This window comes from Bacillus sp. COPE52, assembly GCF_003355115.1.
Lineage (GTDB): Bacteria > Bacillota > Bacilli > Bacillales > Bacillaceae_G > Bacillus_A > Bacillus_A toyonensis.
On record NZ_CP031292.1, the window covers coordinates 543,541 to 557,017 of the forward strand.

General features: G+C 32.6%; 13 protein-coding genes and 3 pseudogenes. 10 read left to right on the forward strand and 6 right to left on the reverse strand.

Annotated elements, in window-relative coordinates:
• The 5 genes and pseudogenes from DPQ31_RS02635 to DPQ31_RS29785 form a co-directional block, all read left to right on the forward strand.
• The gene (locus tag DPQ31_RS02635) at nucleotides 1-219 is read left to right on the forward strand and encodes an alpha/beta-type small acid-soluble spore protein (RefSeq protein ID WP_074651217.1); all 219 of its coding nucleotides are present in this window, start codon (nucleotides 1-3) and stop codon (nucleotides 217-219) included.
• 831 nt (nucleotides 220-1,050) lie between these two features.
• A complete protein-coding gene (locus DPQ31_RS02640) occupies nucleotides 1,051-1,314 on the forward strand; it encodes a DUF3937 family protein (protein WP_098711783.1) in 264 nt (87 codons plus the stop codon).
• A gap of 240 nt (nucleotides 1,315-1,554) precedes the next feature.
• Nucleotides 1,555-1,860, forward strand: a pseudogene (locus DPQ31_RS02645) (barstar family protein).
• A gap of 261 nt (nucleotides 1,861-2,121) precedes the next feature.
• Entirely contained in the window at nucleotides 2,122-2,622 is a 501-nt protein-coding gene (locus DPQ31_RS02650; RefSeq protein WP_098711766.1) for a GNAT family N-acetyltransferase, read from the forward strand.
• Nucleotides 2,623-3,078: 456 nt separating this feature from the next.
• Nucleotides 3,079-3,360, forward strand: a pseudogene (locus DPQ31_RS29785) (hypothetical protein); the annotation flags it as partial.
• Between the two features lie 622 nt (nucleotides 3,361-3,982).
• Here DPQ31_RS29785 and DPQ31_RS02655 read toward each other — a convergent pair.
• The 3 genes from DPQ31_RS02655 to DPQ31_RS02665 all read right to left on the reverse strand — a co-directional run bounded on the left by DPQ31_RS02655 (nucleotide 3,983) and on the right by DPQ31_RS02665 (nucleotide 6,001).
• Nucleotides 3,983-4,687: an anthrax toxin lethal factor-related metalloendopeptidase gene (locus DPQ31_RS02655; RefSeq protein WP_208731522.1), complete on the reverse strand. Its 705-nt coding sequence runs from the start codon at nucleotides 4,685-4,687 to the stop codon at nucleotides 3,983-3,985.
• A gap of 542 nt (nucleotides 4,688-5,229) precedes the next feature.
• On the reverse strand, nucleotides 5,230-5,667 hold the full coding sequence (locus DPQ31_RS02660) for an SMI1/KNR4 family protein (protein ID WP_208731523.1): 438 nt from the start codon (nucleotides 5,665-5,667) through the stop codon (nucleotides 5,230-5,232).
• A gap of 22 nt (nucleotides 5,668-5,689) precedes the next feature.
• Nucleotides 5,690-6,001: an HNH/ENDO VII family nuclease gene (locus DPQ31_RS02665; RefSeq protein ID WP_098711784.1), complete on the reverse strand. Its 312-nt coding sequence runs from the start codon at nucleotides 5,999-6,001 to the stop codon at nucleotides 5,690-5,692.
• A gap of 386 nt (nucleotides 6,002-6,387) precedes the next feature.
• Between DPQ31_RS02665 and DPQ31_RS02670 the strand changes: the two genes are divergently transcribed.
• The 4 genes and pseudogenes from DPQ31_RS02670 (at nucleotide 6,388) to DPQ31_RS02685 (ending at nucleotide 8,799) form a co-directional block, all read left to right on the forward strand.
• Complete coding sequence (locus tag DPQ31_RS02670) at nucleotides 6,388-6,594, forward strand: helix-turn-helix transcriptional regulator (RefSeq protein WP_098711785.1); 207 nt, start codon at nucleotides 6,388-6,390, stop codon at nucleotides 6,592-6,594.
• Nucleotides 6,591-7,022, forward strand: a complete 432-nt coding sequence (locus tag DPQ31_RS02675) for a hypothetical protein (RefSeq protein ID WP_098711769.1) — start codon at nucleotides 6,591-6,593, stop codon at nucleotides 7,020-7,022. The genes DPQ31_RS02670 and DPQ31_RS02675 overlap by 4 nt, the downstream gene beginning before the upstream one ends.
• Nucleotides 7,023-7,470: 448 nt before the next feature.
• Nucleotides 7,471-7,704, forward strand: a pseudogene (locus tag DPQ31_RS02680) (hydrolase); the annotation flags it as partial.
• A 108-nt stretch (nucleotides 7,705-7,812) separates the two neighbouring features.
• The gene (locus DPQ31_RS02685; RefSeq protein ID WP_098711770.1) at nucleotides 7,813-8,799 is read left to right on the forward strand and encodes a choloylglycine hydrolase family protein; all 987 of its coding nucleotides are present in this window, start codon (nucleotides 7,813-7,815) and stop codon (nucleotides 8,797-8,799) included.
• 215 nt (nucleotides 8,800-9,014) lie between these two features.
• Here DPQ31_RS02685 and DPQ31_RS02690 read toward each other — a convergent pair whose 3' ends face one another.
• Nucleotides 9,015-9,959, reverse strand: coding sequence for a nucleoside hydrolase (locus DPQ31_RS02690; RefSeq protein WP_208731524.1), 945 nt, complete (start codon nucleotides 9,957-9,959; stop codon nucleotides 9,015-9,017).
• A gap of 795 nt (nucleotides 9,960-10,754) precedes the next feature.
• Nucleotides 10,755-11,372: a TetR/AcrR family transcriptional regulator gene (locus DPQ31_RS02695; RefSeq protein WP_097957856.1), complete on the reverse strand. Its 618-nt coding sequence runs from the start codon at nucleotides 11,370-11,372 to the stop codon at nucleotides 10,755-10,757.
• 181 nt (nucleotides 11,373-11,553) lie between these two features.
• Between DPQ31_RS02695 and cyoE the strand changes: the two genes are divergently transcribed.
• On the forward strand, nucleotides 11,554-12,471 hold the full coding sequence (gene cyoE, locus DPQ31_RS02700) for a heme o synthase (protein WP_097957857.1): 918 nt from the start codon (nucleotides 11,554-11,556) through the stop codon (nucleotides 12,469-12,471).
• Nucleotides 12,472-12,907: 436 nt separating this feature from the next.
• Here cyoE and DPQ31_RS02705 read toward each other — a convergent pair whose 3' ends face one another.
• On the reverse strand, nucleotides 12,908-13,453 hold the full coding sequence (locus DPQ31_RS02705; RefSeq protein ID WP_097957859.1) for a transcriptional regulator: 546 nt from the start codon (nucleotides 13,451-13,453) through the stop codon (nucleotides 12,908-12,910).
• Between the last annotated feature and the right edge of the window lie 24 nt (nucleotides 13,454-13,477).

The following is a 13,477-nucleotide window of genomic DNA, read 5'->3' on the forward strand; positions in this document are numbered from 1 at the left end:
ATGAATATTCAAAGACACGAAAGTAATACAAATGAAATTCTTGTTTCAGCTGCTGCAAGTGCTATTGAGCAAATGAAGTATGAAATTGCTCGTGAATTAGGAGTCACATTAGGACCTGATACATCATCACGTGCAAATGGCTCTGTCGGTGGAGAAATTACAAAACGTTTAGTTCGAATGGCTGAAGAACAATTAACAGGTCAATACAGATTACACTAAGTTAAAGCAGTAAATAAGAAGAATTCATGTGCAAATGGATTCTTCTTCCTTTTATTTACAAAAACTTAAAAAAATAAATTTTTAAGTTGAAAAACAGACCCTCAGATTACTTTGTAACAACCTTTTGTGGATGCGTTAATATCATAGGTATCAGTATAAAATAAATTCAATATGATTAGTGTAAGGTTGTTTAAAACCGTTTTGTTATTATTCGTAATTTTAATTCCATAATATTTAAGCCAATATAATACAATTTCATTCATAAATAATTTGATTCTTAATTAAAAATAAAGTGAGAAATTAAGAGGGATATCTATATCAATTTATAAAAAGTAGTGCACAAAGTATACTTAATATTTAAATGGATTTAAAGATATGTCACTTAAGAATTTTTTTGAGGTCAATTTACTGTGCACCTTAATTATGGATGTTGTTTTTGTTAATTAACAGCTATTGTATTAATTATAATGGGTGTATTAAAAGTTAAGGGGGATGAATTTGATAATTTTCACCATGTTATTTCTTATATTAGCTGGTGTATTTCTTATAATTGCAGGTTCAATCTTCTAATAAGTACGGATCTCAAATGGGTCAACCGACGATGAGGTGCGGGATATTACTAATTGCTTTTATTATACTTATATGGCCTTAATTATAACGTGCTAAAAACCAAGCCCTATATATATCAGGGCTATTTTCTTTATAGGAATTCCTTAACCATCATGGAATACTGTTAATACAGTATGCAAATATGGATATTGTTTTTATTTGGATTTTTGTATGTTAAAATTAAATATAGGAATTTTTGTATATAATGAGCAGGAATATTCAATGAATTTTGCGAGGTGTTATATGTTTACAAATAAGAAATTAATTCGAATGGGCCTAACGTTATTTGTATTTTTAAGTATAATTAGTTTTACAATCGGTTATTTTCAAGCTTATCTTGAATCGGCAGCAGATATTAAATGGGTAATGCCAGAAATTTGGAAAACTATTTTAATAGATGTTCCTCAAGGTATACTTGTTCTTTTAGGTGCAATCGCTTTGTATGATTTCACAAAAAAGACATCCAAGAAAGACGCATCAATCTAATTACATCCTTCTTCAATTAACAATTACATGACAGTCGTCTTGCAAAAAGCCCTGATCGGGCTTTTTTTATATGCAGGAATTTTCTAAACATCATGGAATACTGTCACTAGGAGGTGTCGTGACATTATGGCGGACGAGATTGTATATTCTGCTAGTGAAGTATACAAACGACTAGGAATAAGTGATATCTTGTAAAATAATGATAAAATATAAGCCTAATATGTTAATGGGGTGTATAAATTGAGTAATGAACATGAATCAATTATGGTCATAGATGTAAGCAACATTTATAATGCAAAAGAATTGCATTTACTTCTTCAAGAGAAGCTCTAGTTTCCTGATTTTTACGGGGAAAATTGGGATGCCTTTTGGGATTGTATTACAGGATTTGTGTTCCCTTTGCCAAACAAAATGATTTTTGACGGATGGTCAAAGTTAGATAAAAGGTTACCGAGAGATACAAAAATAATGAAAGAGTGTCTTCTTGATTATAATAAAGAGGATAGAAAAGATCCTGAATGGATAAGCGAATTCTTATTTAATTAAATAACAGGAAATATTTGTGATGTGAATAATAATCTTAATATAGAAAAAGAGTCTCTAAATGGGGCTTTTTTCTTTGCAAGAATTTCGGGATGAGGTTGCTGCTGTGAAAGAGAAGAAGCCATGGTGGAAGTTTTGGTGAGAGCAAGGAGGTTCCCTTGTGAGAGTAGGGGACTTCCTTATCCTTGCTATCGATAATGATGCGTTATGTTAAACCCACTGAAAAAAGTATATTTTAAGTAAAACATTAGGAGGGACGTACTTATGTCTAATGAAATTTTGCCTTTTACTGTAAGAATAGCTACTTCAGAAGATTTTTGGGATATATCAAATATAAACAAGCAAGTTCAACAGTTACATATAGAGGGAAGACCAGATATTTATTCTGATACTTCAGCTTCTTTGGATCACGATGCATACGAAGAATGGCTTATTGATACAACCATAGAGATATTTGTAGTAGAGGACAATAATAAAGAGATTCTTGCTTACATAATCTTAGATATTAAAGAACCATCCGAAAATCCAAAGTTAGTTGAGCGAAAAGTACTCTTTATCCGCAATATTGGTGTAAGCGAAATATGTCAAGGAACTGGAATCGGAAAAATATTAGTACAAAAAGCATTTGAGTATGCTAAAGAAATACAAGCAACAAGCGTAGAATTAAATGTTTTAGAATTTAACAAGAAAGCTATACGATTCTACGAAAAACTTGGGTTTAAAACACAGAGTAAGCAAATGGAATTTGTATTACCTGATGCTTAAAACTACTTATCCTTATACTACTTGTAGCTTTGATATGGTGGTTTATTTGCAAGGGCAAAGAAAAAATCGATACATAGAATTTTTACCAGCTTTGATTGATATCGCGACCCTAAGCAAATTGTGTTTAAATCATTAGAAATGGAGCATCCTGATGGGTGCTTTTTTCTTTTGGAATAGAAATCCGCGTGTTAACTATATTTTATATATAATTAATAATTACGGTGCATGAAATTTTATAGAGCGGATAGCTATGAGTTTACCTGTAATAAAAATAGGGACGAATAGCATGTTAGAGTATTAATTAAAAGTATTTACTATTATACAAAAGGAGGAGTGTTATGAACGCATTTTTTAAAGAGTGTAAACGGTCGTTAAACGTGATAGGAGCTGCCAATACATATTGAGATAGCTTATTGCAAACTAAAACGTATCTGCAGCTCCTAATACTAATCTTATTTTGTATCGCTATTATTCTTTTGGCACAAGATTACACTAACCTTCATAATAAGTCCCATTACTTCAATTACAACCTCTTTAATATTGTCTGGAAGCTCATTTGGACTACTCCACCTTTCTATATATAATTATAACCGGATGCAATGTTTAACCATCATCGGTATACCAGTTATCGCTCAAATGATTTTCTTTCTAGTATTTAAAAATATCCATATGGGATATTTACTTCACTTCAATTACAATTTAATTAGTATACTTTTTAACTACATAGCTTCTATTTAAAATATTTTATAAATAAAAACAAAAGAAAAGGTACCCCTGCTGCAAGGTACCTTTTCCAAGGGGTATAACTCATTACCTAAGCGGTCGTTGGTTAAGTTTACCGCATAATCTATTACATGAGTTATAATTTTATTATACATTGATCATAACAAAAATATTATCAATGGTGAAATTAACTTTAATTATTTATCATTTTAGGGGTAGCACCACATGCTCATCAAGCTAACATTTTGAAGTGCCCCCAAAGTGAAAATTTCATCTTTTCATAGGTGTCCATAAGAATTGAGCCCATTTTTTACATTTTGGGGGTATTTGTATTTCTTAGCTTGATAGCGATGGAGCGTGTCCCCTTTTAGAACAAAAAATAGGATTCCCCTGGCCAGGAGAATCCTATTATATACCTTAAAATTATAATAGATAATGGCATAAATAAATTATTTTATCAAGTGAAAATCCGTGATCACAGCTTTTTTCGTACCAATATTGACACCTAGCAAGCGTTAAATGGATAAAAAGGCTTTTCTTTAAGTAGCTCAAAAAAGAAGGAATTCTTGCCGTACCCCTTTTTGAATTCCGTTTCTATAACTTGGGAATCCCATGATTATGGAAAAATTCTATAATCCTACTTATTTGAATGCTTTTCCGGTGGGATGTTCCGCTGCAACTCATTAATAAATTTATAAGTTAATGGAGCTTTTTCTTCTAACTCAGCCTTCGTGTCTGGACCAGCATAAAAATAGGCAAAGGCTTCGGCGAAATATTCTTCCTTGTAATCGAAATATGGATTGTCATTAAAATCATCATGCTCCAAAGCGTGAATTTCAGTAAACTTATTTGAATAACTAATATTGTCAAATACATAACAATCAATGGAATGGGCTGTTTCATGCAGCTCAAGGCTTACAGAACTATGCATCTTTTTATAGCTGTAACCGATTCGAGCAACAACCGTCTGCCCACCTGCACCTGGCACATCATCCCACGTATATGGAGTATGTTCCCATCCCCTAGGAACGGTTCCCCTTAAATATTCATACTCCGGCAAATCAGTAAGAGGGAAATTAATCAGTTTAACTTGAACTCCCTGTTTATGCATGGTGATCAATATATTAGTTGGGATGCTCCAGAGACGATCAACCATATTTCGGGTCTCTTTACGATCAAATTCACCCTTTGCTTCAACCGACACAACCCTTTCAAGAACATTGTTCATTTTAAGTGATTGGGTAGTTCCGGATTCTCCAAATGCAGCAGTAGAAAATGAGAATGTTAAAACTGTGGTCAATAATAACGCGGAAAATGCTTTTTTCAATAAGTTCCTTTTCATAAGCTCCTCCTAAATTTAGTATTTTATAGTTAAATATTTGACAATTAATTCTTTTTCCCTTTATAGGGTACGACACATGCCCATCAACTTAAGAAAACAAATCCACCCCAAAACGAAAAAAGAGCTTTTTTATTACAAGTTAGGACAAAATCGCGTTCTGGGAGAGTTGTATTTTCTTAGATTGATAGCGATGGGGTAGTACCAAAAACACGAATTTCGTACGCTAAGCAAAATTTCATAAAGAAAAATTCGATTTTCTAGATGGGTAAGAATTATACAGTGTTGTAGGTAGAAAACATATCCAGATAATTTAAATCCGCTCATATTAATTTGGTCAATAATCTTTAAGGGAATCCACTCTAAGTAAATTGGGTAATGAAGAAAAGCCTTGAATCTTATTAAAATATAAAAGGAGTAGAAAAAATTTTCTACTCCAATCTCTTTTTGGTAATTTGTATTTTATTTCATTTTAAAAATGTACTTTATACTTTGATAATCAATATCTTTAATGCTACGATAATTTTTTTAATAGCTATGACCTATTAATCCTCATAATCTTCAATTGCACTTTTCAATTTCCTAGATAAGAACTCATAGAAATCTTTAGCTTCGAGTACTGTCTTCTTACTTACAAAATCCCACGTTACCACTGGGCATTCACTATTTACAAGACTTGATGTATCTAGGCAATATACGTATTCACCTACATCCCATATCACAACATAACTGTTAGGAAGTCCCATTTTACGATGCACTCCAGTTTCTGAAAGTATTGGTGAATTATCTATGTAACCTGCACATGTTAAATCTATTCCGAGTATACCTCCGCCACCGTAATGCTTTAAAAACCAGCGATAGTTATCTGGAAATTTACAATCTAATCTTTTTTCAAGTTGGTTAATAAATTCATCTTCAACTCCTCCAAAAAAATCTCCTTTTTCCTCCCGTTCGGAAAAAATGTTAGCAATCCATTCCTTCATTTATATTACTCCTTCTTTTATTTTATTTTTGATAATCTTGTGCTCTTTGTTTCCAGTAATACTCACGAAATCTCTCATACTGAGCTGTTAAAACTGGATCATTTCTAAAACTATCTCCATCCTCAATTTTACCATGAAGCTGCTTTGAGTATTTCCGATGTTTACTAGCCGGTAATTCAACCATGCTTCCTGGTTCTCGCTGAGTCGTATGGTGCAGTTGAATTTGTGTATCATCCTTGTAAAAAGGATTCCTCTCTTTTTTTGCTAGTTCTAAATTTGATAAACCTTTCGCTTGCGGGTTTGGTGATACATAATTCCAATCAATATCTTTCATCTAATATACACGTCTATCTAAATTTTCGTGATAAAGGAATAGATGGAAAAGAGACTGTAACGAGACATGGCTATGAGGAGTATATCTCAACTGATAAAAATAAAGTTATTTCACACGTAGCAGTTCTTGCCTTCCCAAATGTAAATTTACATTGCATAATGCCTGTATTTTTAATAGAAATACAAGCGAGTAAGTTTACACGAAAAACAAACGAAGAAGGAGCGGATTCTTCATTACTTAAAAAGGAACAAGTGTCTCGTTGTGGACACTTGTTTTTCTTTTCTACTAGAGAAATATATGTACAAAGTACAAATTGGCACAAGATTAAAGGAATATATACTTTACATTAAGTAATATATAAGTTACATTTATATAGGAGGTTGCATATGGAAAATCACGTGAAGCTTGCTCGAGTAAAAGCAGATATGACCCAGCAGCAATTAGCTGAGGCAGTTGGGATTACCAGACAAACTGTTAGCCTTATTGAAAAAGGGAAGTACAATCCTTCATTAAAGTTATGTTTACAAATTTGTTATGCGACAGATGCAACATTAGACGAAATCTTTTGGATAGAACAGGGGGATTATGAATGAAGAAAATTACAGATGAAAGACTTGTACTAAGGAATCTACAAAATATCCGTATTCTATTCTTTGTACAAACTATGGGTATACTCTGCATTCTTGGATATGATTTGATACATGACGGTTTTGAACATATGCGTGATAATCCGCTATGGATGCTATTTATTATCACTTCGGTCGTGTCAGGTTATTTATCCATGAGCATCAATGTGCAGCAAGAACATACGAAAAAGAATCCTAAAAAATCACTCCTTACAAGTTTACTCGTATTGGTAGTGATTGTACTTGGCACATCTTACCTTACATCGATCAGCCCAGAATCTAGTACAAGAGATGGGCTACTGTTAGGCATTATCTTATTTATTTGCGGACTCATTCCAATATTGTATGTTTATAAGTTACGAATGAAACAACTTGCTGATTTAGAAGAGGAATAATACATATTTATATACTTTTACTCGTACTACCAAACCACTTGGACACTTGTCTAAGTGGTTTGTTTTTTGTGAAATTTGTTGCAACTCGACTAGTGAAATCGAAAACAGTACAGTAACAACATGTTTGAATGATAGACTCGTAATTACAATTATGACTTCTTATATTTATACAACCCTTCTGAAAATTCCCAGAAAACATAAATTTCTATTCACTAGCAGTTTATGTTTAATCAGCAAGAAGCATATACAATAAATAATTCTGTTTTAGATAACACCCAACCACTCAAAAAATCCAGTCATAAAAAAAAGAGGGAGAAGGCATCTTTTATTGAAGTTTGTTTATAATAGTTTTTTAATTTGTTAGGGGGAATCGTAAAGGAGATTAGTGATCTCTTTGATAATTTTTATTTTCCTTATAGTATTTGGCATATTGTATTAAAAAATTCAAATTTTGAAGGGAGAAAGAGATTATCAAGTTCAATCAAAAATCGAAATTCCTCTATGGAAAGAACAATTAAAAGAACGAGGTCACGTTGATTATCGACTATATCCAAAGTTAAATCACTTCTTTACAGAAGGAGATGGGGAATTAAGTAAACCGGATGAATAGTATAGTCCTGCTAAAATCCCTGAGTATGTTATAAATGATATTGCTGCTTGGGTGCAAGGAAGATTGAAATAAAATTTGAAACCATATTTTTTAATAGAGGTCAAGATACATGCTTACCAACTTAAGGATGGAAATTAAATATGTTTTTGTTCAAATAAACTAAATAAAGGGGTGTTCTTTATGTGTACTAGTTTGACATTACAGACAAAAAGCGGTCAGCATCTTTTTGCAAGAACGATGGATTTTACATTAGATTTCAATCAAGAAGTAATAATAGTTCCTCGAAGTTATCAATGGAACAATATAACTGGTGAAACCATCGAGGCGAAACAAGCTGTTGTCGGGATGGGGATTAACCATCAAGGAAGGATAATACTGGCGGACGGAGTAAATGAATCAGGTATGACATGTGCAACACTCTATTTTCCAGGATTCGCTACTTATAGTAACAGTATAGATGATAATAAAACGAATCTAGCTCCATTTGATTTTGTGGCATGGAGTCTCACACAATTCAATTCTGTCGAAGAGTTAAAGAAATCTGTAGATAGTATTTCCTTTTTGGATGTACCATTACCTGTTTTAGGAGTTACTCCACCGCTACATTGGATTTTAGCGGATAAATGGGGAGATTGTATTGTGCTAGAGCCGACAACTGAAGGACTAAAAATATATGATAATCCTCTTGGGGTAATGACCAATAGTCCTGAGTTTAACTGGCATTTACAAAATTTAAGACAATTTATTGGTCTTAAATCGCATCCATATGCACCAACACATTGGAGTGATTTGCCGTTAAGTGCTTTTGGACAAGGATCGGGTTCGATGGGACTACCTGGGGATTTCACCCCACCATCAAGGTTTGTGCGGGCAGCATTTGGGAAACAAAATATTCAAGGTATAGATAACGAAGAAGAGGGGGTATCGGCCATATTTCATATCTTATCAACTTGCGAGGTTCCAAAAGGTGGAGTGATAACGGACGAAGGTACATTAGACAATACCATCTATACAAGTGCAATGTGTATGGAATCCGGTACATATTATTACCATACCTATGATTGTAGACAAATTATAGCTATTCATTTATTTCATGAAAATTTAGATACAGAAGAAATAAAAACATATCCCTTCCACAGGAAGCAGAAGATATTTTATGAAAACTAATTAGATTTAGAAGAGTATTTAAAAAAGCAAACTTAATTAAGTTTGCTTTTTTATAATAGACGATACCCCGTTACCATCAACCTAAGAAAATAAGTCACCCCAAAAACGATTAAAATAAATTTCAGATCTATAAAAATATAAAATTTCCATTTAGAGGGTACTTTAAAATCTTATCTTGATAGCAAAACATCTCCATATATATATAATGTTTTTAACTAAAATAGGTCGCCAGTCATTACAGTCATAAACTCCTTAAAAAACTGTTCATAATTCATCTGTACTGCAATCCTATGTTTTGGACGATTACCGAATGTTTCTGGTTCAAAGGTAGATCTAAAATCTCCTATACTTTGTCCTCTTACAGTATCAAGTACATTAACTGTCACTGCTGATTGATGGTACGTAAAAATATCATCACGATTAATCGCAAGTAAAGTAAGTGCATCATGAACCGGGCTACCTTGTATTCCAGGGACTTTTTTTTGATAAAATTGATAATAGTAATAGTCTAAAAGAGGCTTTAAAAATTTAGTTTTCCCTTTAGAGTGGATATAATTGACCATTTCCGGTGTTACAATAGCCGATTGTGTAACATTCAAAGGATAAATTGATAGATTCTTTGCGTATCTCATTACAATATTGGCTGATCCAGGATCGCCATAAAAGTTAGCTTCAGCAATGGGAGTAACATTTCCTGGATATAGAAAAGCTCCTCCCATAATATAATAAGAATGTACATATTCCATCACATCACCATAAAGGAGAAATAAAGTTGCAAGTGAAGTTAGCCGTCCGGTATTCACGATAATAAGTTCATTTTTATGCTGCTTAATAAGTGTGAGAACCTCAAAAAAATTCTCAAATGTCTGAATCTCTAGTCCTGGATAAATGGGCCCTATCCCAAATTTACCGTGAACTTCTGGATAAAAAGTTTCAGCTTCTGAAGACATGGAATGCTCCGCCCTACCAAAAACTTTTACATATTCTTTTCCTACACTTTTAAGTAAAAAGCGAACATTTCTAACAACTTCAGCTTTAGGTACGTTCCCATAGTCTGCAACAATTCCTATAACATCAATTTTATCTGTCAAATGCGCGTATATGATAGCTATCGTATCGTCAATTCCGAAATCCCCAAAAAACAGTACTTTTTTCCCCATACAATGCTGCTCCTTAATTTTAATAATTTTTAAAACGGATCATAATTATGTATCGTAGGATAAGATTGTTCTCATGTTTTTTTGTAATACGGTATATGAATGAATTCATCAAGTTAACATACACTTTCGTTAATAATGAGCAAATTCCCTTTGTATGAAATGAAATAGTATGGAATTACTAACCTTAACAAGTTTTTTCTGATATCCTATACTCATTATGTGGTCCTCAAAATGAATAAATTACATTATTCTTTCTGTAGAATTATAGGTAGGGAAAACGTATTTTTGCTATATGGGGTAGCACCACATCGCTATCAAGCTAAGAAATAAAAAATACCTCCAAAACGAGAAAAATGAGCTGAAGGCTCTTAAATAGCTATTTAGAGATAAGGCGATGTTTTAGGAATTTTTAAAATATTAACTTGAATAGCATATGTACTACTGACAAAACGTTGATATTGTGTATTATCAAGATCTAAAGTATAAATATCCTTACGAAGTATAGAAAAGTACATATTAGACACGAGCGATATGTACTCTCCTTTTATCAAATTAAAGAACTTGATAGATTAATGATAAGAAGCATAATCAATATACTCTCTAATAATAATTGTATAGTTTATATATATTAAGGTGATTTTTTACTTTTATTAGATAACTTATACTTAATAGTTTTAAAAAGGTTACACATCACTTGTATACTAAAGCCATTTATCTTATTCGATATTTGATGTCCACAATTGTACTCTATTTTTAGCTTTGTATATTTAAACTCTGTTTAGACAAGAGAATTTTCTAATCTTCTTGACGAGGAGACAGGAGCAGATTTTGTAATGCTTTTCCAAATAAATTTAAGGGCATATGTTCTTCGCTAATATAATAACATAGGGCCATACCATTTTCTAATGAAAGAATAGTCCATGCCATTTCGTTAGCAGATAGAGCAGATTCATTCTCATTCTCTTTTGACATTAATTTCTCAATCGCTTTGGAAATTTGTTCTACCGATTCTGTTATCATATTCGACCATTTATGGCGCACCGATTCTTCACGCATCGCATAAAGGAGAAACTCCATGTTAAGCATGCTCCATGTTCGATTTTTTTGTCTACTTGAATGGGAATGTTGATCCAAAATTCCGATGAATTGTGATAATGAATGCTGTTGGTCTATTATTTGATGAATGTTATGCACGTGTAAATGCATTTGTTTTTCCAAGATGGCTAGAAAGAGTTCTTCTTTGGAATTAAAATGAGCATAAACAGCTCCCTTACTAAACCCGGCATACTCTGCAATTTTATCAACAGAAGCTCCGTGAAAGCCTAATTGAGCAAAAACCTCAACAGCTGATTCTAGAAGTAATTGCCGTGTTTCCTTTTTTCTTTCCTCTTGAGTTAATCTTCGTCTGATCATTTCTCCTCCTCCGTATCTTGACAATTATACTTTATAGAACTAATATACCATATAGTATATAAAATCTATATGGTATTTAAATTACGGAAGGGATCTATGTATTAATTAATCAGTAATAATGTCATTTTAGATTAGAGTATGAGAATTGTAGATAATCTAGTAAAAGGAGAGACGAGAAATAATGCAAAAAATAGAGACCCCTAAAATACCAAAACAGACTCCGGCAAAAATTTTAGCGCAAACAGTTAAAACCGGGATTATTAAATCAAACCTGATTCCAATGTTTGCTGGATTGACATTGGCATTATATACATATCAGATTAGCTTGCTTGGGAAACTTCCTGAAATTATATTTACTTTGATTGGCTCTATTTTAGTGATGGGTGCAGCAGGAGCTTTTAATAACTTGTATGATCGTGATATTGATTCTATTATGGAGAGAACAAAAAATAGACCCACTGTGACAGGAGAAATAAAACCGAAAACTGTATTATGGCTAGGAACTTTAATGGCCATCTTGGGATTATTTTCTCTTGCACTAACAACTCTTCTAGCAGCATTCTTAGGATTTTTAGGCTTATTTTTTTATGTAGTCCCATATACAATGTGGAGTAAAAGAAGAACAATTTATAATACAGAGGTTGGAAGTATTTCTGGAGCAATGCCTCCTCTCATTGGATGGGCTGCTATTTATCCAGACATTACACATCCGGCTATTCTTGGTCTTTTTTTGATTACAGTCATTTGGCAAATGCCTCATTTCTATGCAATAGCTATTCGCAGGCACGATGAGTATAAGGCTGCTAAAGTTCCTATGCTTCCAGTAGTCAAGGGTGTTAAAAGAACATATATGCAAACTAATATTTATTTAATCATTTTGATTGCAATGAGTTTCCTTTTTAAATCTTTAAGCCTCGGCCTTATGTTAGTAGCACTTCTTTTAAGTATTTTATGGCTCGTTTTAAGTATCTTCGGCTATAAAAAAATGGATTCAGAGAAATGGGCAAAATCAATGTTTGTTTATTCGCTTCTTCATATGACTATCTTGTTTTCGACCGTAATTATATATTCTCTTATGGGCATTTATTTTAGTTTATAAAAATTATAATTTTGTAGTCATAACACGAAAAAACACTATTCTTTCGATAGAGTATAGGAAAGGATGGTGTTTTTGAAAAGAAGACATCTATTAAGATGTCTTCTTTTACTTGTACACTTAGTGTTAAGAAAGTATGAAATTGCTTAAAAACCATAAAAAAATATAACAATCATCGAGTAAACTTATTATAGAGGTACCGTCACATTGCCATCAACCTAAGAAAACAGGTTCCCCCAAAAACGATAAATAAGCTTTTTCGTTACAAGAAAGCCTAAAAATTTCGTTTTGGGGGTGTAATAAAACTTTAGCTTGATGGGCATGGGGTAGCACCACATTGCTATCAAGCTAAGCTCATACAACATCAATTATAGTAGAGGTTGTTTTCTTTTTTCTAAGCTAAAGAATCATCAGCCAGTATTTTTTATATCGGATTAATTTAAGTTTCTGGAATAATTGTAATAGCGATGGTCCGAACTGGAGCCTCTATTTCGTTGCCCCTACTTTGGGTATGGTAGTATTTAGTCATTAATTCGTTAAGTTCGTTTTGAAATTTTATAAAGTGTTCCTCATCTAGCTTTAATTCCACTACAGAAAAAGTAGCATTATCTTCTTGACTGTTGTGTTCACCTAATTTCTTAAGGTAACTTTGATATTGTGTCATAAGTGATAACTGGTAATAGGAAATATAGTTTAACTTTTCATCATCAGATAATCCTTTCCATTCACTTCCTTCAATTTTTGCATCTTCTTCATTTATTGCGTAATATTTTTCAGAAACAGATTTTACCTTTTTTTCTTTAATTACATGGACGATACCAGAATCAACCATAGTTTGTAGCTGTCTATATAAAGTTGCTTGTGGTACATTTTTAATGATTTTTACCATTTCTAATGGTGTTAGCCCATCTTCCTTATTTCTCATTAACACTTGGCAAATTTTCATTCTTACAGGATGCATTAAAATTTCAACTTTATTACTCATTAACTCACCTTATTTATCATTTAT